Source organism: Paenibacillus sp. FSL K6-1122 (assembly GCF_037977015.1).
GTDB lineage: Bacteria > Bacillota > Bacilli > Paenibacillales > Paenibacillaceae > Paenibacillus > Paenibacillus amylolyticus.
Map to the genome: position 1 here is coordinate 228,082 of NZ_CP150272.1, position 21,009 is coordinate 249,090.

A 21,009-nucleotide genomic window follows, 5' to 3' on the forward strand; every position below is an offset into this window, starting at 1 on the left:
CTCAAAATTAATGCATAATTGCACATGATAAGTGTGGAGAAGCGAGGAGATTTCATATGGGAGACATTCATAAAGTAGCTGAGCCGGATCACATCATTAAGGATGTTGTCGGAAAGTTTTCGTGCAGGGTACTGTGGAGTGAGGGCCGTCCATGTCTGGAGTATCAAAGGGAAGAGGATGTAGCGTTAATAAGCGAATACGCCCATAAAACGTATAACGTTGAACTATTGGATGTGTTTTTCACAGCGGTGGAGAGTCTTCCGGTGGAGCCATAGTTAGGTAGGGATTTGTGGAATAGGAGCAAAGGACTAAAACCCATAATACCGATCCAAATCGGATCGCAGATGAAAGTATGCAATTCATTAACGAACTGTGATTGAGGAAGAATGATACTGATAATTATGAGTGATTTTTTTGATTATAAGGCGACACTATAAGTGCTCGTCTTTTCTTATATTACGTTTTTATAGTATGGATTTGGATCGTAGTAACTCCACTTGCCATCGTGAAATGTGAAACGTATGTGGGCGTATTCATGTATTATAGTATACATATGAACTTTTCGGAGGAGGAACAAGTAATGGGAATCTTATCGAGGTTTAGAGACGTGATGAAGGCGAATGTGAACCACATGTTATCTCGGGCGGAAGACCCGGAGAAGAGCGTGAATGAGTATATGCGAAGCCTGAGCAGTGATCTGGGTCAGGTGAAGGCTGAGACAACGGCGGTGCTGTCAGATGAGAGCCGGGCGAAGCGAGCATTGGATGAGTGCAGCGCCGAGGTCAAGAAGTTACAGCGGTATGCGGAGAAATCGGCGGAGTCGGGAGACGAAGATAAGGCCCGCGGTTTTCTGGAGAAGAAAGTGAAGCTGGCTGACAAATTGAATGAATTACAGGCTGCCTATGAACGTGCTTCCGCCAAAGCGAAGATGATGAAACATATGAACGATAAACTGGTTGCAGATCTGGGGCAATTGGAGGCGCGGCATGCAGAACTGAAAGGTCGCATGGCAGATGCAAAGGCGCAGCAACAGGCCAATGAACGGAATGCATCTGCGGGCAGGGCTGATGCTGCATTGAAGGCCATGGAAGACAAGGCGAACCAGGCGCTAAACGAAGCAGAGGCACTGGCAGAACTTCGCGCTGGAGCACAGGAAGATGATTTGGACGAATTAATTGCCCAGTTGGAGAGGGACATGAACGCCCAAGCGGGTAATAATGAAAATACGTCGCCAAATGCGGAGGAAGAACTCGCAGCGATTCATGAAAAGCTGAAGAATAAATAATACGTTACACCATTTCGTTAACATTGAGGTGAGCAGATGCCGGTTATTGAATATAAATGTCCAAACTGCGGCAGTGGTATGATCTTTGACAGTGTGTCAGGTGCATTATCCTGTCCCAGCTGCGGCCGCCAGGACAACATAGAGCAGATTCCCGATCCTTTAAAGAGACAAGTATTCACCGAAAATGAAGTCAAAGAATACCACTGTAACAGCTGCGGAGCTGACATTGTCACGGAGCCGGAGACCAGTGCGACGACATGCAGTTTCTGCGGTGCGGCGGTTGTACTCAGTGATCGGCTGACGGGCAATCTGGCCCCTGCGATGGTGATTCCCTTTTCCATCAACAAGGATCAAGCCAAGCAGGCTTTCAAAAAGTGGTGCAAAAACGGCCTCTTAACGCCAAGTGGCTTCATGTCCGCCGATCGGATTCAGAGCATTACTGGTATGTACGTGCCGTTCTGGTTGTACGAGTTACATAACAAAATCGAAGTGCATGGTCGTGGCACCAAGGTCAGATCCTACACCCAGGGTGACTACCATTACACCGAAACACAGCATTTTGATATATACCGCCGAATTCGGCTGAATTATGTGAATCTGCCCATTGATGCGTCGGAGAAAATGAAGGATGAACTGATGGATAAGCTGGAGCCTTTCCCATATAATCAGCTGAAATTGTTCAAGACCCCGTATCTGGCGGGGTACATTGCGGAAAAATACAGTTATACGGACGAGGAACTTTTTCCACGGGCCAAGGATAAAACGAGATCGTACATTGATTCTTATATTGCTTCAACCGTATCCGGATATAGCAGCGTGAGCTACACGGACAAACAGATTGATACTACGCTCAAAAATGCAGACTATGTGCTGCTCCCGGTGTGGATGGTCAACTATGACTATAATCGTGCGCAGTATACCTTTGCCATGAATGGCCAGACAGGTAAAGTGGTCGGTAAACCGCCGATCAGCAAAGCCAAAGTAGCTGGATGGTTCGCAGGAGTCTCTGCGGTTTCCTTGCTATCACTGAAGCTGGTTTCCTGGATGATGGGAGGTGGATTCCTATGAGAAAAAGAACCCCTCTGGCCGTGATCGCTACGCTTATTTTACTTATGATAACCCTTGTCGCTCCGTTGATTCCCATGTCATCGGCATCCGCAGCGGAGAGCAAAAATCTCATCTACGATGAGGCCAACCTCCTGAGTGAGCAGGAGATAAGTGAATTGAATCTACTTGCGAATCAGTATGGCGCGGAACGGCAGACGGATTTTGTTATTTTGACAACAAATAATGTTGAGAATCAGGATGTTATACTCTTAACTGAAGATTTTTATGATGAGCAGAGGCTAGGATACGATAAAGAACATGGTAATGCTGTCATATTGACGATGGATATGAATAATCGTGAAGTGTATCTGGCTGGATTTTATAAGGCAAAAGAATATCTGAGCGATCAGCGGCTTGATGCTATCCGTACCCGAATTACCTCTGAATTGTCCAGTGGGGATTATAAACTCGCATTTGAGAAATATATTGAGCTCTCTTACAAATATATGGGGTATGAACCTGGTGTGAATCCAAACAATATTTTGTTCAACGGTTGGTTTCAGTTGGGAGTATCTGTAGTTCTTGGCGGTATTGTTGTTGGTATTATGACCTATCGATCCGGGGGACGTGTCACGGTCAATCGTGCGACTTATGAGGATTCAAGCAATTCCAGTGTAATTGATCGTCAGGATCGTTATATCCGTACAACCGTAACCAAGCGCAAAATCGAGAAGAACAATAACAACGGTGGCGGAGGAGGAGGCGGGGGTACCTCGCGAGGTGGTCACTCACACAGTGGAAGTAGAGGGTCGTTTTAGTAACTGAGTAATCGGATTACGTTAAATAGAAGGGATGGAAACGAATATGGGATTTTTCAGAAATCAGTTTTCGAATGTGGTGGAATGGGAAGAGTTTAGAGATGACATGATATTTTGGAAGTGGAGCAACCGGGAGATCAAGAAGGGGAGTAAACTGATCATCCGTTCGGGTCAGGACGCCATTTTCCTGAATAACGGTAAAGTGGAAGGGATTTTCGAGGACGAAGGATCATTTAATATCGATTCCGAGATCATTCCGTTTCTTTCTACATTAAAAGGATTCAAATTTGGATTCAACAGCGGCATGCGGGTCGAAGTCTTGTTTGTAAATACAAAAGAGTTCACCGTGCGGTGGGGCACACAAAGTCCGGTGTTGATTCCAACACCACAACTGCCGGGCGGGATGCCGATTCGGGCCAACGGTACATTTAATTTTAAAGTAAGTGACTATGTCACCCTGATTGATAAGATTGCAGGGATCAAGCAGAGTTATCTGGTGGAGGATGTCAAAATCCGAATCACTTCCGTGCTGGATCAGCTTCTAATGAAGTGGATTAGCCGCGAAGGGAAGGATATGTTCAACCTGCAGGCCAATGCATCGGATATTGCCAAAGGGATTCAGGAAGATCTGGATATGCAGATGATGGACATCGGCATTGGGATTACCGGTTTCCAGGTGATGAGCTTCAACTATCCAAAAGAGATTCAGGATATGATTACAAAGACCGCTTCGCATGAGATGATTGGTAATCTGCAAAAGTATCAACAGGTCAGCATGACAGACGGCATCTCATCCGGTAAAGTACAGGGCGGCGGCGCGGCTTCGGATATGGCGGGCATGATGATGGGTATGAACATGGCCAATGAAATGATGAAAAACATGAACCAGAATCAAGGCCAAAACCAGAACAATAATTCCAATTCGTCTCAGAATCAGAATAACGATCAGAAACCAGCGGGAAATAGCAACGGTGATTCAGGTAACTCTTCATCTACAGAAGGCAACAAGAAGCCAAACTTCTGCCCGAACTGTGGAGCCAAAAATGAAGGAGCCAACTTCTGTCCGAATTGTGGTCAAAAGCTGGGCTAATCAAATAAATAAATGTTGGGCTAGGTTCGTAGTAAGTGAAATTACTGCGGAGCTAGCCCTTTTTACTTTTGATAAAAGAGTTGACAACAGATCACAAATCATTTATCTTTAACTTAAGATATTTAATTTGAATATAAATAACAATCAAACAAATATCTTTAATCCATTACACAAGGAGAGATCAAGATGATGATCCCAACATTGACCAGAATAAATGAACTTTCAAGAAAAGCCAAAGAGGGCGGATTGACGGAGATGGAGAAAGAGGAACAGGTTCGTCTTCGCCAGGAATATCTGCAAACTTTTCGCGGTTCGGTCAACGACATTCTGCTGAATGCAACCATCTATGATCCAAACGGCGATGACGTGACTCCTGATAAATTGAAACAAGAACAGGCCAATCAAAATAACAACTAGAATATAATTCGCTAGATCATATATCTTAATTTAAAGATAATACAAACTTACTATAAATCACTTACCAAACCAAGGAGGAATTAATCATGACTATTCAAACAGCAGGTATTCACCATATTACAGCTTTCGCAGGAGATCCACAGGCCAACGTTGATTTTTATGCCGGAGTTCTGGGACTTCGTCTGGTGAAAAAAACAATCAATTTCGATGCACCTGATGTATATCATCTGTATTTTGGAGATGAACACGGAAGCCCAGGTACCATCATTACCTTCTTCCCATCGGCTGGATCACCACGGGGCAAAATTGGCGGAGGTCAGGTCGGCATCACTTCCTATGTCATTCCTCCTGGGTCGATTGGCTTCTGGCAGAATCGGCTGGAACAGTATAACATTGAGGTAACCAAAACAAGTCGCTTCAATGAAGACCTGCTTCAATTCGAAGATGGCGAAGGCTTGCGGCTTGAGCTTGTTGAACGGGAAGAGGGAGCAACCAGCACTTGGGCGCACGAGGGCATTCCAACAGATAAAGCAATCAAAGGCTTCGGTGGTGCTGTCCTGTTCAGTGTTAACCCGCAAAGAACGATGGATGCTCTTGAGAAAATTTTGGGATTTGTCAGAGTGAGTGAAGATGAAGAGTATGCCCGTTTCCGGTCCAGCGGGGATATCGGTAATGTCGTAGATGTTCCAGTGACCCGTATGGCTCTGGGTATGGGCGGGGCAGGAACCGTGCACCATATTGCATGGCGCGCTACAGACGATGAGGAGCATGCACAGTGGAGCGAAGCTGTACGTGATTACGGGTACCAACCGACTCCAGTGCGGGATCGTCAGTACTTTAACGCAATCTACTTCAGAGAAGCTGGCGGCATTCTGTTTGAAATTGCTACAGATCCTCCGGGCTTTGCCAAAGATGAACCTGCTGATTCGCTTGGACAAAAATTGATGCTGCCTGAGTGGTTTGAGAAATACCGCCCTCAAATTGAGGACAATCTGCAACCAATCGTGGTAAGAACGCTCGTACCTGCTACAGCTGCGAACTAATAAGAGTTCTAGAAAAAACCTGAAAAAGCGAAGCGTTCGCCTAAAAGCTTTCTGAAAGAAAGCTACATCGGAAGTATACGCTATCCCCTGATTTTCCCTTAGGAAAAGGGAAAATCAGGGGATAACAGCGATTGGAGGGTTATTCGGTCATCGAAGTGTATGTGTGAATCATCTTTAGTTCAACTTATATAGCTGACGTTAGATTATGAGAAAAACCAAAGGAGCAACGAAGGATGATGGAGAAAAAGGTTACCTGGCTGGAGCTGTTTTACGATCTGCTCTTTGTAGCAGCGGTCGCCAAAGCGGGTCATGTCTTGTTACATGCCGAACATGGAGTAATTACGTTTGAATATTTAATGAAGTTTGTGCTTATTTTTATCCCTGTTTGGTGGGCATGGGTCGGTCAGACCTTGTTTATTAACCGTTATGGTCAAGACATCCTGATCCATCGAATATTCCTCATCCTTCAGCTTCTGTCCGTTATGGTCATGACGGCGAGCCTCTCTACCCATTTTGACCAATACTATCTGTCCTTCTTCATTGGATATATCGGCTCACGGGCATTTACGGCGATTCAGTATCTGACGGCTCACAAGTCAAAAGGCGAGCATCAGCAGCAAGCGGCTCGTTACTTGGGTATCTGTTTCCTTATTGGCATATTGATCTCATCGGGTTCTTTGTTCTTCGATTCCTGGTTACGCTACGTGATTTTGTATGCGGGGATTGCTGTGGACATCATACTTCCGTTGATCGGACGCAAAAACCTGGTAAAGGTACCGGTTCAGACCCATCACTTGTTGGAACGTTTCGCGCTCTTTACACTTATCCTGCTGGGTGAATCGGTGGTAAGCATTATCGCTGTGCTGCAAGCCGATCATTGGGATATGAAATCCATCTTGTTTGCCGCCTTTACGTCCATCTTTGTCATTGCGATATGGTGGCAATACTTCGACAACGTAGAGAAAAAGGTCAGCAAAGAGATTCAGACTGCCGGGCAAGCGATCATATACGGCCATCTGTTCATCTACATCTCCATGAGTATGATCGCTGCCTCAATTCAGCTGTTATATCAGAATCAGTTAAACTATGTGTTCATGCTGGGGTTTGTATTTGGATCAGCGTTACTGTATTTCTTGTCGACATCACTTGTGTTCCACCGTTACAGACACGCACATCTACGACTCCGGCCACGTCATCTGGCAGTCATGGTGGGCTTACTGGTGGCATTTGTCCTTGTTGATCTGGTCTACCGGGTTCCTGCTTATGTGATCATGGGCGAAGACATGTTATTCTTCTTGGTGTATGCGAAACTTACGACTTAATATATCAAAGGAATTCTATAACCTTCTAGGTAGCAAAACCAACTAAATAACCGTTTTCCAGTAGTATACCGGAGAACGGTTATTTAGTTTATACCTGAAATTGATCCCAGATGAGCCACCATTAATAGTTATCTGATGATTCAGAGATGGTGATAGCAGTAGAGGCTGCTACTTGTGTATCTGGTCTTAACATTTTTAAAGTCTTAACAATGGGTATGGGTCCTTTTTGACCATCAATGAACGTAGTGCCCGAATTTTTTTGTGTTATCGGTTCGATAAGAAACGTTCTTGCTACATATGTTCCTTCCACTATTTTATCTATTCCAAGATGGATGTAAGCATTGTGATACACATCAAATATCAACAGGGCACAATTAATACTATTAACCGGTTGAGTGTAGTAAACGACTTGTGTTGAAGACATAAGTAGCTTGGGAATGAGATGGAAATTAACTAATTTACTTTTTACACTATTGAATCCACCCTTGTTTTTCTTTTTTAAATCGTCAAACGTAATTATACCGTTCATAACACCATTGAAACCTGGCATGCCCCTATATTTTGAAGCTGCGCGTTCCTTCAAAGTTTTATTGACAATACTTTGTAAGCCTACAAGATGACAAAAGTTTTCTTTGTTAAAATCTAAGTGAAGTACGGAGCCGTCTTCCAAGTGGTATGTAAATCGATATGGTAATAGATAGCTGATGTAGTAGTCGAGGAGCAATTTTAGGTTAATCTGATCTATTCTTGGTTTTACATCTAGTGAGTGTAAGTCCTGGACATGTGATATCCTTTCGAGCATATAGGTTCCCTCACAGTTTCTATTTACAAACTAAAAAAGACGCTAGGTAGATAGAACCAGCGCCTTCACAATTAAAATATGGTGGCGACTAAAAGCTCTGTTCCGCATCTTGTTTAAAGTCCACCGCGGAGTGGAACTAGGGGTCGCCTTCCCCAGTGACCCTAGGGGTCCAAATATAGTATATTCCGTATTACCTTGTGTTATGCAACTAATTACTCTATTCCGCATCTTATTTAAAGTCCACTGCGGAGTGGAACCAAGGGTTGCAACCCTGGTGAGCACAGTACGCTCCAAATTTGTTGATATCACTAGTATACCACAAAAGCCTTTTAGTTCAACGAAATAGGAGGTATTATCCATACGTTTATCGGAAATAATTCCCTAAATATTATCCTTGAATCATTGTATTCTTAACGAATAATTGATTGAATGAGCGTGTTCTTACATCGTGGAACGGCGTAATTGTGTCTGCAACTTTTGACGTTAGGGTAATTTCTTCTCAAAAGCACAAATCTAATTTAATTTCTTCTATAGAATCTGTTAATATGAGACTATGAACAAGTGAATCTACCAGATCATAGAATATCTTTTATATCAAATGAGCGCACGTTTTGTTAGTTCATTTTGTATATAGCGATTCGTAGATATGGGGATGACAATCAGGAGGGAAATCATTGAGCACACATCAAATCGGAGTTCCATTGGAAGGGTTTGCAGAGTTTAGTCGTACGGTTGCCGCTGAAGGAGCCGTTTTACTCAGAAATGAAGGCCAAGTGCTTCCACTTCGTGAAAACGAAAACGTTTCAGTTTTTGGACGGATTCAAGTCAATTATTATCGTAGCGGTACAGGTTCAGGCGGTAGTGTACATGTGGCTTATACAACGAATCTATTGGATGGTCTTCGCAGCAAAAAGAATATAACGGTCAATGAAGAGCTGGCAGCTGTCTATGAGAAGTGGATCGAGGAAAATCCATTTGATGATGGCGGAAAAGTATGGGCGGCCGAGCCATGGAATCAGAAAGAAATGCCTTTGACGGATGAACTGGTTGCACAGGCTAGAAGCAAATCCAGCAAAGCCATTATCGTGATTGGACGTACAGCAGGAGAAGACCAGGATAATGCGGATGCGCCAGGAAGTTACCAACTGACAGAAGATGAGAAAGCGATGTTGAAGCAAGTTACTTCGCAATTTGAACACACAATCGTTGTGTTGAATGTCTCAAATATCATCGACATGAGCTGGTTAAACGAAACGTATCTACATCCGATCCAAGGCGTAATTTACTCATGGCATGGCGGTATGGAGGGTGGTAATGCGATTGCCGATGTGCTGGCGGGGGACGTTACACCAAGCGGTAAACTGACAGATACGATTGCATATTCCATTGAAGATTACCCTTCGACAAGCAACTACGGCAATGAGTTCAAGAACCTGTATCAGGAAGATATCTATGTAGGTTATCGTTATTTCGAAACGTTTCGACCTGAGCGCGTTCAGTTTGAATTCGGTTACGGCCTGTCTTATACGACGTTTTTGGCCCAACACGAAGAAGCAAAATCAGTGTCCAAAGACGGCGAAACCTACATTGAAGTTCGTGTAAATGTGACCAACTCAGGTACAACATATGCGGGCAAAGAGGTTGTGCAAGTCTATTATGAAGCACCACAAGGCAAACTGGGACAACCGGTGAAGGCTTTGGTGGCTTTTGGTAAAACAGGATTGTTGCAGCCGGGCGAGTCAGAACTTCTGACGATCAGCTTCCCGATCCATGCCATGGCATCTTACGATGATGCAGGCGTTACAGGTTTTGCTTCCGCATATGTTCTGGAAGAAGGCACATACCGACTGCATGTAGGAACCAGTGTGAAACAAGTGCAGCATATCAGCATTGATGGCCAGGATGGCTATAGTATTGAATCTCTTCAATTGGTGGAGCAATTGCAAGAAGCGATGGCCCCAACTGAAGATTTTACACGGATGAAACCAGGTAAGCGCAAGGAAGATGGATCTTATGAACTGACTTATGCAGAAGTACCGAAACGTAAGATATCCATGGCGAACCGGATCGAGCAGAATCTCCCGCAAACGCTGGAGCAGACAGGTAACCAGGGCCACAAGCTGAGTGACGTTAAGGCTGGCAAAGTAAGTCTGGAAACCTTCATCGCTCAACTGAGTGATCAGGATCTGGCGGCGATTGTCCGTGGCGAAGGCATGAGCAGTCCGCTCGTTACTTCGGGGACGGCATCTGCATTTGGTGGTGTCAGCGACAGCCTGTTTAACTACGGTATTCCGGTAGCATGTACGGCAGATGGCCCGTCCGGTATTCGTATGGATAGTGGCGAGAAGGCAACACAGGTATCCATTGGTACGTTGCTTGCCGCGACATGGAACAAGGATCTTGTTGAAGAGTTGTATGTGATGGAAGGACAGGAATTGCTGAGAAATCAGGTAGATACCCTGCTCGGACCTGGACTCAATATCCGCCGGAGCCCGCTCAATGGCCGGAACTTTGAATACTTCTCCGAAGATCCACTGATCTCGGGTGTATTTGCCGCAGCATGTACGAAAGGTATCATGAAGGGTGGTTCCAATGCCACACTGAAACACTTTGCCTGCAACAACCAGGAGAAACACCGCAGTAAAGTAGATGCTGTTGTGTCCGAACGTGCACTGCGTGAAATTTACCTGAAAGGGTTCGAAATCGCTGTAAAAGAAGGCGGAGCAAACTCCATCATGACTTCCTACAACCCGGTTAACGGACACTGGGCGGCATCCAACTACGACCTGAACACCACGATTTTGCGTGGCGAATGGAATTTCGAGGGAATCGTAATGACCGACTGGTGGGCGATTATGAATGATGTGACCGAAGGTGGAGAAGCTGATCGCAAATACACCAACTGGATGATTCGTGCGCAGAATGATCTCTACATGGTTGTACCGAACTACGGCGCAGAGATTAATGGCTGGGACGATAACACGATTGAATCCTTGGAAAATGGAACACTCACGCGCGGAGAACTGCAACGCTCGGCGATCAACATCTGCAAGTTCATCATGAATGCACCGGTGTCCGGCAGAAAACACGAGATAGTGGAGAACGTCGCTTCGTTCCAAGCGAATGCATCCCTATCTGCTGCACAAGCTCAGGCGCTGGTTGAGAACGCACAGGTGAAACCTGCGGTAGCTGAACCCGTCTACATGAAAGTGGACGAGGCAGGTCATTATCGGATTATCGTACAGATCATGTCCCCTGAGCCGGAACTCGCTCAAAGTGCATGTAACCTGCTCCTGAATGATCAGTTGGTAACCACCATTCAAACAAATGGTACGGAAGGTAAATGGATCAGACAGAAACTTGTTAAAGTAGATCTTGAAGCAGGACTGTATGAATTGAAACTGGACTTCACGAAACCAGGCCTCCAGATTGACTGGATCGAATTCAAGCAGGTGTAGAAGATAATCGGAAATATCAGGTGGTAAGAGCAATCGAAAGGTTGTTCTGTCATCCAAAGCAGAATACGTGGGTATATGACAAAGGACACTGTACGCAGGTGTCCTTTGTTGTAACACAGAATAGCTACTGTTATGATAGTGTTATGAGATTCGTAGTTCTGAACAATGGGGTCAGGGGTGTTGCGAGGAATGAGAAATTATAATTTTTTGAGTCCAATCTTGCTGGTTGTGGTGGCGCTGATTGTAAGAGGCCTGGTGACTAACCTGGGAGTTCTTTTCGGATTATCACAAGAAGTGGCGAGTAATATTGCCATGATAGCCATGATTATTGCTGCGCTGATCATGTTTAATCGAATGACGAAGGCTCGGCGTAGAAAATAGAAAAAGCTCGGATAACCAGAAGGTTATCCAAGACACGAAGACATCCTCCGGGTGTCTTTTTTGTATTGACGTTCTGATCCTAACGTTTTAGACTATTGCTAATAAATGATAACATTATAAATAACAAAAATAACAAAACTCATCAAACAAAGTATATGATATCCGTTGCACTCTCTATTTGCTAGCCCATTCCGGTCCCCAAAGGAGAATCCAATCATGAAGATCATTGCCTACAAAAAATATATCTTTCAGGAAGGTCAGCCTATTCGGATTGAGTTCCAGGAAGCTGACCGTCGCCCATAATGATGAAGAAGGACCGCAGGAGCGCTGATGAAGTGTTCAGTCGGTCCTTTATGTCATGGATCAGGCTGTGTGCAGTTCGAGTGATGTCTATCGATAAGGGTTAACGGTTCTGGAATAATCTACGATGAAGTGAAGGGAGCGATCCTTATGAAGAGACAGCCTGTATTGGAAGTCATTGCTGTGGATGTGGAAGATGCCAAGGCAGCTGAGGAGGGAGGGGCTGATCGGATTGAGCTGGTGTCTGCGATGTCTGAAGGAGGGCTTACTCCCAGTTATGGCGTCATGGAGCATGTGCTGTCTCAAGTCTCCATCCCAGTGTATGTCATGATCCGCCCGCATAGCCGCTCGTTCCGCTATAGCGCAGATGACATCCACGCCATGACCCGGGATGTACGCGTGGCGAGGGAACTTGGAGCCACTGGCATCGTAATCGGCGCCCTCACTGGAGATGGTGAAGTCGACCTCATATCCTTGCAATCATGTATGGCCGAAGCTCAGGGTTTGGGGGTTACGTTTCATCGTGCAATGGATGTGAGCGCAAGTCTGACTGAGGCGCTCAAGGCCATTAACACATTGGGAAACGTGGAGCGTGTGCTTACATCGGGAGGGAAACAGACAGCGCCTGAAGCCATACTGGAACTGAAACAGCTTCAGGAACTTGGGCAAACCTTGAACATCGCTGTCATGGCAGGGTCGGGGGTCACCATAGAGGGAATTCAAACGCTAGTGAGTCAGACGGGTATCACAGAGATACATATGGGATCAGGCGTGAGGTACAAAGGCAGCTTTAATTATCCCATTAATCCACATTTGGTTGAAGAAGCTAAGCAGCAGTTATTGCTTGCATCACAGCCATTCATGGACAGTAGTGTACTGAGTAGCGGTCCAAGCAAGGGTGGTCCAATGATATAGGGATGCGCTAAATAAAAGGAGTGATACGCCATGAATTATGAACTGCAACCAGCCGAATGGATTAAGTCCGCAGCACAGGTCAGCCCATCCGAACACCAGCTGAGATGGCAGGAGATGGAGTTCTACGCGTTTATTCATTTTACGGTAAATACATTTACGTATCAGGAATGGGGCACTGGGGAGGAAGACCCAGCGATTTTCAATCCTTCTGAACTGAGCGCAGCGCAATGGGTGCAGGCGTGCAAGGCTGCGGGGATGAAGGGGCTGATTCTGACATGTAAGCATCATGATGGATTTTGTTTGTGGCCAAGTCAGTTTACAGCGCATACGGTCGCGGCTAGTCCGTGGAGGAACGGTACGGGGGATTTGGTTCGGGAAGTCGCCGATGCCTGCCGTGAGGGTGGATTGAAGTTTGGCGTGTACCTGTCTCCTTGGGATCGGCATGAAGCCACTTATGGAGATTCCGAGAGGTATAACGAGTTTTTCCTCCATCAGTTGCGCGAGCTACTCACGAATTATGGCGACATCTTCTGTGTATGGTTCGATGGTGCATGTGGTGAGGGTCCGAATGGCAAAAGGCAGGTCTATGACTGGGACACCTATTATGCGCTTATTCGTGAACTTCAGCCCGAAGCTGTCATCTCGGTATGTGGCCCGGATGTACGTTGGTGTGGCAATGAAGCGGGACACACACGGGAATCGGAATGGAGCGTTGTGCCAGCGCATATGCAGGATAATGAGAAGATTCAGGAGCAATCGCAACAGGTGGATGATGGTGAGTTTGCCACAAGGATCAATACGCAGGACAGTGATTTGGGAAGCCGAGAGGTCATTCGTTCCCAAGGTGACCAACTGATCTGGTACCCTGCCGAGGTGAATACCTCAATTCGCCCGGGATGGTTCTATCATGCCAGTGAAGATGATCAGGTCAAAACACTGGAAGAACTGCTCGCCGTCTATTACGGCGCAGTTGGGGGCAACGCCACCTTTTTGCTCAATCTGCCACCGGATACGCGTGGTCTCATTCACGAAACGGATGTCGAGCGACTACAGGAATTGGGAGATTCGCTGCGTACCATTTTTCAGGAAAATTTCGCCTTGCAGGCGCTGGTAAAAGCATCGCAGACGATGGATGAACAACATGCTGTATCGGAAGTGCTGACGGAACGACGGGATACGTATTGGTGTCCTCACGAAGGAACAGAGCAGGCTTGGATCGAGCTGGATTTGCAGGAAGAAAGATCGTTTGACCGGGTGGTGCTGATGGAACATATCCAGACAGGCCAACGGATTGAACGTTTTACACTGGAGTCGCAGAGGGCAGATGGTGGTTGGGAAGAGTTTTACAAGGGGACGGTGGTGGGGCATAAGCGAATTTGCTGTTTCTCACAGGTTACATCGAGAAAGATGCGTTTAAGCATTCATGAATCCAGATGGTGCCCTACGTTGTCCGGGTTAGGCATATATCTGAGCGAGCGGGGAGGGTTGTAATATGGCCGTGCTAACGTATAAAGGTTCACAATTTATGTATGATGGCGAGCCCATTCAGATTTTGTCGGGTGCCATTCATTATTTCAGAGTGGTCCCCGACTATTGGGAGGATCGGTTACTCAAGCTGAAAGCCTGCGGTTTCAATACGGTGGAAACGTATGTGCCGTGGAATGTTCATGAGCCCCAGCCGGGCCAGTATTGTTTTGAAGGCATGGCTGATCTGGAACGTTTTATTCGCATTGCGGGAGATGTGGGTCTGCATGTGATTGTTCGTCCAAGTCCTTATATATGTGCCGAGTGGGAGTTTGGCGGATTACCTGCCTGGCTGCTTGCCGATGATGAAATTCGTCTGCGGTGTAGTGATGCAAAATCTCTGGAGAATGTGGATCGTTATTATGATGTGCTTTTGCCCAAGTTGAAACCTCTTCTGAGCACCCATGGCGGGCCGATCATTGCAATGCAGATTGAAAATGAGTACGGCAGCTTCGGGAACGACGCGAGTTACCTGCAATATTTACGTGATGGCATGGTGGAGCGCGGTATGGATGTGTTGTTATTTACCTCGGACGGACCGACAGACCACATGCTGCAAGCAGGATCGGTACCGGGGCATCTGGCTACGGTCAATTTTGGATCAGGGACGCAGGGAGCGTTCGCCAAGTTGCGTGAATATCAGGCGGACGAACCTTTGATGTGCATGGAGTACTGGAACGGCTGGTTCGATCACTGGGGTGAGTCACATCACACCCGAGAAGCCACAGATGTGGCTGGTGTGTTTGAGGAGATGCTTCGAACAGGAGCTTCAGTCAACTTTTATATGTTCCACGGCGGAACGAACTTTGGATTTTATAACGGGGCGAACTGTCAGCAGAAGGATCAATACGAACCCACAATTACAAGTTACGACTATGATTCACTGCTCAGTGAATCCGGGGAGCCGACAGCGAAGTTCCATGCGGTGAGGGACCTTATTGCTCAGTATAGCGGCGAAGATCTAGGTGAGCTTGTGCTACCAAAATCGAAGGGGACTATCGCCTATGGGCGAGTGGAGTTGAACCAGCAGGCGCCATTACTGGCGCAGTTGGACCGGATATCAGCCCCGGTGCAGCGTACGAATCCGGAACCGATGGAGAAGCTGGGTCAGGATTATGGCTTTATTTGTTATCAAACCCGAATATCCGGGCCAAGGGAGCGACAGGAACTGGTGGTTCAGGAGGTTCGTGACCGTGCGCTTGTGTTTGTTGATGGGCAATTTCAGGGCGTGCTGGAACGGGGGAATACGGCATTATCGGTTTCCTTTGCAGTGCCGCCTGAGGGCGCAGATCTATTGATCCTTGTTGAAAATATGGGGCGAATCAACTATGGTCCGTACCTGAGAGATCCGAAGGGCATCACCGAAGGTGTGCGACATGGCTTTCAATTTTTATATGATTGGACGATTCATTGTCTGCCATTAACTGATCTGTCGGGTTTACAATTTAGTGATGTGATTAGCGAAACAATTAATGAAGTACAGGGACCAGCATTTTATCGAGGAGAGTTTAATATCACGGATGTAAGAGATACTTTTCTGCGACTGGATAGCTGGACCAAGGGGGTTGTATTTGTAAACGGATTCAATCTGGGGCGCTACTGGTATAAAGGACCGCAAAAAACGTTATATGTACCAGCCCCGCTTCTTCGTGAAGGTGAGAATGAAATCATCGTATTCGAGCTTCATCAGACGTCTGAACTGGCCGTAACGTTTGTAGATACACCGGATTTGGGCTAGAAAAAGGAAAATTGGTGAGCCAAACGATTAATGAGAATTGTCGTGTCCGCCAGAAAAAGGTATACGTTGGGTATGGACATTGACTACAAGAGAGGATGAGGAAAAATGAAAGTTGGACTCAGCACCTACAGTCTGCAACAAGCATTGGATCGTAAAGAATTAACCGTACCAGATGCCATTCGTTGGATCGCCGATCAGGGCGGGGAACATGTGGAGATTGTACCGATGGGATTCAGTCTGATCGATAATCCGGAGTTGATTGATGAGATTAAAGCTGTGGCAAAAGAGGTTGGGATCGACATTTCCAATTACGCCATCGGCGCTAACTTTGCTGTGCAGGAGGACGCCGAAGCGTTGGAGCAAGAGATCCAGAATGTGATGCGACATGTGGATGTGGCTGCTGCGCTCGGCGTGAAGCTGATGCGTCATGACGTGGCTTTCCGCCCTGCACCAGAGGGAACCGTAGCACAGTTCGAGATTGACCTAACGGTACTGGTGAAAGCCTGTCAGCGGATAGCCGATTATGCAGCGGATTTTGGAATCACAACAAGCGTTGAGAACCATGGGTACTATGTGCAGTCGAGTGAGCGAATTCAGCGTTTGTTACACGAAACGGCGCGGAGTAACTTTAAGACCACGCTGGATGTCGGCAATTTCCTCTGTGTGGACGAAGACCCGGTGAGTGCCGTGAAAAATAACATTCCGTACGCGTCGATCGTGCACGCCAAAGACTTCTACTGGAGACCTTCCTACCGGAACCCCGGTGAAGGCTGGTTTCAAACCTCGCATGGCAATTACCTGCGCGGTGCCATTGTGGGCCATGGCGATATCGACATGCCTGAGGTATTCCGTGTATTGAAAAAATCCGGGTATGACGGATATATCTCGGTTGAATTTGAAGGCATGGAGGATTGCAAAACCGCCTCACGCATTGCCATGGATAACGTCCGCCGCCTATGGGAAGAGGCATAGAGCTGAGTACTTGTTTTAAATGAAATATGGCTTGTTACGTATGGCTCAAACAGAAAGTTAGTTCAGTCAGAAAAAGTAGTGGAGGGGGCGAAATCGATTCTGAAGAAACGAAGCTAAAAGCTTTCTGCAAGAAAGCTACTTCGTAAGCATTAACTCGCCTTTATCACCGGATTTCCCCTTTTGAGAAAGGGGATTAAAGAAATCTGGAGACAAGAGCGATCGGAAGAACGATTCGCAACCGGAACGTCTACCTGCTGGACGTTAATTATTTTATATATGGAGGAATCAGCACTATGCCCAAATTGAAAGTCGCCGTTATCGGTGCCGGATCCATATCCGATTGCCATTTGCAAGCGTACGCCAGTAACCCGGAGGTTGAAATATACGCCATCTGTGACCTGAATGCAGTACGTGCCACTGAAGTCGCGAAGCAATATAATGCACCTCATGTGTTTACCGATTATAAAGAACTGCTCGCAATGCCCGAAATTCATTCCGTCAGCATCTGTACATGGAACGACTCCCATGCGGAGATTAGTATTGCTGCTCTGGACGCGGGCAAAAACGTGCTGTGTGAGAAACCACTCTGCCAAACGGTAGAGGATGCCCTCGAAGTAGAGAAGGCGGTTCATCGCAGCGGAAAGCTGCTTCAGGTCGGTTTTGTTCGCCGCTATAGCGACAATGCACAAATTCTGAAGAAGTTTATCGACGAGGGTGAACTGGGCGAGATCTATTATGCCAAAGCCTCCAGTCTGCGTCGTCTGGGCAATCCGGGTGGCTGGTTCTCGGATATCAACCGTTCCGGCGGAGGCCCGCTGATCGATATCGGGGTGCATGTAATCGACATTTGCTGGTATCTGATGGGCAGACCAAAGGTGAAATCCGTCTCCGCCAACGTGTCCAATCGATTGGGAAACCGCTCGAATATTAACAATCTGTCGTTCTACAAGGCAGCGGACTATGACGCGGGGCAGAACACCGTTGAGGACATGGCGAATGCACTGATTCGTTTCGAGAACGGTGCGAGCCTGCTCGTGGATGTCAGCTTCACGCTCCATGCCAAAGCGGATGAGACTTCGGTCAAACTATATGGCGACAAAGGCGGTGCCGAGTTGGAGCCGGAAATTTCGATCATTGGCGAGAAATTTAACACTATTTTGAACATGACCCCACAGGTAGATTTTAAATCATTCGATTTCATGGGCTCGTTCCGTAATGAAATCAACCATTTTATCGATAGTACACAGGGCCGCAAAGAAACACTTAGCCCCGTCGAAGACGGCGTCGAGGTAATGAAGATGCTCTGCGCCATCTACGAATCAGCCCGTCAGTGCCGCGAAATCACGCTGTAAAGGTAGGGTTGTATTGCGTTGATACACTACGTTGATACTTTACTACTCCCGTTTCATTGAAGGTTATGAGCACTTCGCTCCTTTTCAATGAAAAGCTCCGCTCGGGGCTGGATTCGGAGTCGGCTTCTTGGCCCGCGGTTGGAGTAGAGCAGGGAGCGAGTGCTAACGAATCTCAGGCGTCTTATTTAAGGATTCGAAGCGCTGGCAGGAATCTAAGGAACCTGACACATGCTATATCAGAATAAGCAGCAGTTTACAGCGTTTTTATCAGCTAATTTCGGGAAATAACGTGTCTGATCTTCCTTACAATTTAAAGAGAGGACCAAAAGGCTAAATAAGACGCCTTGTGTTCCTTTGAAAATTCTCTACCATTCACCAGGATCAGCCGCTTGGATTTCAAGACGTTATAAACGCACTGACATCCATCATCGTAAATCTTCCCTGAACTGAAGTTGAAGACACACCCTATAGAAGACTTACCGTTTACGCTATAACAGAGAGTGCAGAACTAATCCAAAACAACGAATCGCATTCTCTCTGCTCTTGTATTTCCCTATAGAAACGAAGTGAATATGGGGTTCCATGGTAATTGAAGATGGCACCGCACTCGAAATAACAGAGTTACTAAGCCCCTTAATAGTCACATTAAAAATGACAGGATTTGCGATGTCCTTCTTAGTTGAATTAAACATTACACGATAACGGAGAGGGCAGAAGAAATCTGAAGAAGCGAAGCGCTCGCCTTTATCCCCGGATTTCCCCTCTAGGGAAATAATCAAAAAAATCTGGGGATAACAGCGATCGGAAGATTATTCTGACCGCGCAGTGGCCGAGTGTAAACCTATGTGTTCAGCGTTTGACATGAAATCCAAAGGAGATGAAACAGGATGAGCGAAACCAAAGAAACCGTATTGGAGCAGGAAGAGCAGATTGTCGAAGCCGGCGTGCACAATTTTAGCAAAGAGGAAGAGTGGATCAAACCGGAAGATCCGCTGCTGAATGAGCGGCTGGAGTGGTTCAAGGATCAGAAGCTGGGGCTGATGATGCACTGGGGGCCGTATTCACAGCTTGGTCTCGTGGAATCCTGGGCGCTGAGCGACGAGGACGGCGATTGGTCACGCGATGACATCGACTGGACGGATGACATGGAAGACTTCAAGCGGGAATACTTTGATCTGAACAAAACCTTTAATCCGATTCGTTTCCAGCCTGAGGAATGGGCGCAGATGGCGGCAGATAACGGGTTCAAATATTTCCTGTTCACCACCAAGCACCATGACGGTTTCTGCATGTGGGATACCAAAACGACGGATTATCGAATTACGGGTAAGGACACTCCTTTTCATACCCATAAGTATGCGGACATCTGTCGAGCACTGTTTGACGCTTTCCGGGCCAAAGGACTCGGCATCTCAGCGTATTTCTCCAAAGCGGACTGGCATACCCCTTATTACTGGGCACCGGGCATGGAGCGTGGACGTCATATGTGGCGCGGCCCTTCGTATGATCCCCATAAGTATCCGTGGCTGTGGGAGAGATTCGTGGAGTTTACACATGAGCAGATCATGGAGCTGCTGACGAATTACGGGCGAATCGAATGTCTGTGGCTGGATGCTGGATGGGTGCGCGAAGGTCGCCATGGTCAGGATATCAGGCTTGGAGAAGTCGTGGAACGGGCGCGTCAGACCACACAACCTTGGCTCCTGTCCGCAGATCGCACTGTCGGTGGACCGTATGAGAATATCGTTACCCCCGAGCAGACCATACCGGAACATCCGATGAACATTCCATGGGAGAGCTGTATTACGGTGGGGAACTCCTTTGCCTTCGGATTCGATGATCAGTATAAAACGGGAAGACAGCTGGCACATATTCTACTCGAAGTTGTGTCCAAGGGTGGTAACCTGGCGCTGAATGTAGGTCCACAACCCGATGGCCGTCTGCCAAAAGGGGCAATTCGAGGCATCAAGGGCCTCGGTGAATGGCTGAGTACTCATGGAGAAGGCGTCTATGGAACCCGGATCTGCGGGCCATATTTCACGGAAGATTGGGCTTTCACTCAGAAAGAAGAGATCAACACCGTGTATGCCTTCCGTATATACCGAAACGAGAATGAGACCGTACAACCACAGTTAATCATTCCTTATCTGGAAAAGGTAGAGCGGATCGAACTCATTGGTAGCGATGACGTACTTTCGTATCAGCAGACAGAAGACGGACTTCTTGTGGATCTACCACAATCCGCTGCAACGAGTGGTACACCCATCACACATACGTTCAGGCTGCTCACAAACGCATAGAATGCCATGTCAATTCCGGGGGAGATATAACCACCTCCGGAATTTTTTTATTCATACATAAGGGACACAATTCCCAATAGAAACGGCTCGCAATCGCTTGTCACACAAGGGTTTGTGGAATAAAGAGAAGTCGGAGAAAATTGCAAATTGATAAAAGTTTATCGGGCGATGTACTATCAAATCAAGAAAGCGCTACCTGATATGAATGTTTACATCATGTTTGTTAAACAAGGAACTAGGAACAG

General features: G+C 46.7%; 17 protein-coding genes. 16 read left to right on the top strand and 1 reads right to left on the bottom strand.

Going from position 1 to position 21,009, the window contains the following annotated elements; translation table 11 throughout:
• Nucleotides 1-56 precede the first annotated feature (56 nt).
• The 8 genes from NSQ20_RS01070 (at nt 57) to NSQ20_RS01105 (ending at nt 7,022) form a co-directional block, all read left to right on the top strand.
• Nucleotides 57-275: a hypothetical protein gene (locus tag NSQ20_RS01070; protein WP_340031630.1), complete on the top strand. Its 219-nt coding sequence runs from the start codon at nt 57-59 to the stop codon at nt 273-275.
• 305 nt (nt 276-580) lie between these two features.
• Nucleotides 581-1,285, top strand: a complete 705-nt coding sequence (locus tag NSQ20_RS01075) for a PspA/IM30 family protein (protein ID WP_340031631.1) — start codon at nt 581-583, stop codon at nt 1,283-1,285.
• A 36-nt stretch (nt 1,286-1,321) separates the two neighbouring features.
• Nucleotides 1,322-2,353 carry a hypothetical protein gene (locus tag NSQ20_RS01080; protein WP_047841485.1) on the top strand — a complete coding sequence of 344 codons (1,032 nt, stop codon included), beginning with the start codon at nt 1,322-1,324 and terminating at the stop codon, nt 2,351-2,353.
• Complete coding sequence (locus tag NSQ20_RS01085) at nt 2,350-3,150, top strand: TPM domain-containing protein (RefSeq protein ID WP_340031633.1); 801 nt, start codon at nt 2,350-2,352, stop codon at nt 3,148-3,150. Before NSQ20_RS01080 ends, NSQ20_RS01085 begins: the two co-directional genes overlap by 4 nt.
• Before the next feature lie 46 nt (nt 3,151-3,196).
• A complete protein-coding gene (locus tag NSQ20_RS01090) occupies nt 3,197-4,240 on the top strand; it encodes an SPFH domain-containing protein (RefSeq protein WP_036674710.1) in 1,044 nt (347 codons plus the stop codon).
• 189 nt (nt 4,241-4,429) lie between these two features.
• Nucleotides 4,430-4,657: a DUF896 domain-containing protein gene (locus NSQ20_RS01095; protein ID WP_076254330.1), complete on the top strand. Its 228-nt coding sequence runs from the start codon at nt 4,430-4,432 to the stop codon at nt 4,655-4,657.
• Nucleotides 4,658-4,743: 86 nt separating this feature from the next.
• The gene (locus NSQ20_RS01100; protein WP_340031634.1) at nt 4,744-5,700 is read left to right on the top strand and encodes a ring-cleaving dioxygenase; all 957 of its coding nucleotides are present in this window, start codon (nt 4,744-4,746) and stop codon (nt 5,698-5,700) included.
• Nucleotides 5,701-5,933: 233 nt separating this feature from the next.
• On the top strand, nt 5,934-7,022 hold the full coding sequence (locus NSQ20_RS01105; protein ID WP_340031635.1) for a low temperature requirement protein A: 1,089 nt from the start codon (nt 5,934-5,936) through the stop codon (nt 7,020-7,022).
• A gap of 121 nt (nt 7,023-7,143) precedes the next feature.
• Here the strand turns inward: NSQ20_RS01105 and NSQ20_RS01110 are convergent, their stop codons facing one another.
• A complete protein-coding gene (locus NSQ20_RS01110; protein WP_340031636.1) occupies nt 7,144-7,824 on the bottom strand; it encodes a PBECR4 domain-containing protein in 681 nt (226 codons plus the stop codon).
• A gap of 674 nt (nt 7,825-8,498) precedes the next feature.
• Between NSQ20_RS01110 and NSQ20_RS01115 the strand changes: the two genes are divergently transcribed.
• The 8 genes from NSQ20_RS01115 (at nt 8,499) to NSQ20_RS01150 (ending at nt 20,764) form a co-directional block, all read left to right on the top strand.
• Nucleotides 8,499-11,282, top strand: a complete 2,784-nt coding sequence (locus NSQ20_RS01115; RefSeq protein ID WP_340031637.1) for a glycoside hydrolase family 3 C-terminal domain-containing protein — start codon at nt 8,499-8,501, stop codon at nt 11,280-11,282.
• 189 nt (nt 11,283-11,471) lie between these two features.
• Nucleotides 11,472-11,663 carry a hypothetical protein gene (locus tag NSQ20_RS01120; RefSeq protein WP_017691199.1) on the top strand — a complete coding sequence of 64 codons (192 nt, stop codon included), beginning with the start codon at nt 11,472-11,474 and terminating at the stop codon, nt 11,661-11,663.
• A gap of 450 nt (nt 11,664-12,113) precedes the next feature.
• The gene (locus NSQ20_RS01125; RefSeq protein WP_340031638.1) at nt 12,114-12,878 is read left to right on the top strand and encodes a copper homeostasis protein CutC; all 765 of its coding nucleotides are present in this window, start codon (nt 12,114-12,116) and stop codon (nt 12,876-12,878) included.
• A gap of 30 nt (nt 12,879-12,908) precedes the next feature.
• Nucleotides 12,909-14,369, top strand: coding sequence for an alpha-L-fucosidase (locus tag NSQ20_RS01130; protein WP_340031639.1), 1,461 nt, complete (start codon nt 12,909-12,911; stop codon nt 14,367-14,369).
• 1 nt (nt 14,370) lies between these two features.
• On the top strand, nt 14,371-16,140 hold the full coding sequence (locus tag NSQ20_RS01135) for a beta-galactosidase (RefSeq protein ID WP_340031641.1): 1,770 nt from the start codon (nt 14,371-14,373) through the stop codon (nt 16,138-16,140).
• Between the two features lie 105 nt (nt 16,141-16,245).
• Nucleotides 16,246-17,112 carry a sugar phosphate isomerase/epimerase family protein gene (locus tag NSQ20_RS01140; protein ID WP_036616325.1) on the top strand — a complete coding sequence of 289 codons (867 nt, stop codon included), beginning with the start codon at nt 16,246-16,248 and terminating at the stop codon, nt 17,110-17,112.
• 293 nt (nt 17,113-17,405) lie between these two features.
• Nucleotides 17,406-18,464 carry a Gfo/Idh/MocA family oxidoreductase gene (locus NSQ20_RS01145; protein WP_338707511.1) on the top strand — a complete coding sequence of 353 codons (1,059 nt, stop codon included), beginning with the start codon at nt 17,406-17,408 and terminating at the stop codon, nt 18,462-18,464.
• An 887-nt stretch (nt 18,465-19,351) separates the two neighbouring features.
• On the top strand, nt 19,352-20,764 hold the full coding sequence (locus NSQ20_RS01150) for an alpha-L-fucosidase (RefSeq protein WP_340031643.1): 1,413 nt from the start codon (nt 19,352-19,354) through the stop codon (nt 20,762-20,764).
• The last annotated feature ends 245 nt before the right edge of the window (nt 20,765-21,009 follow it).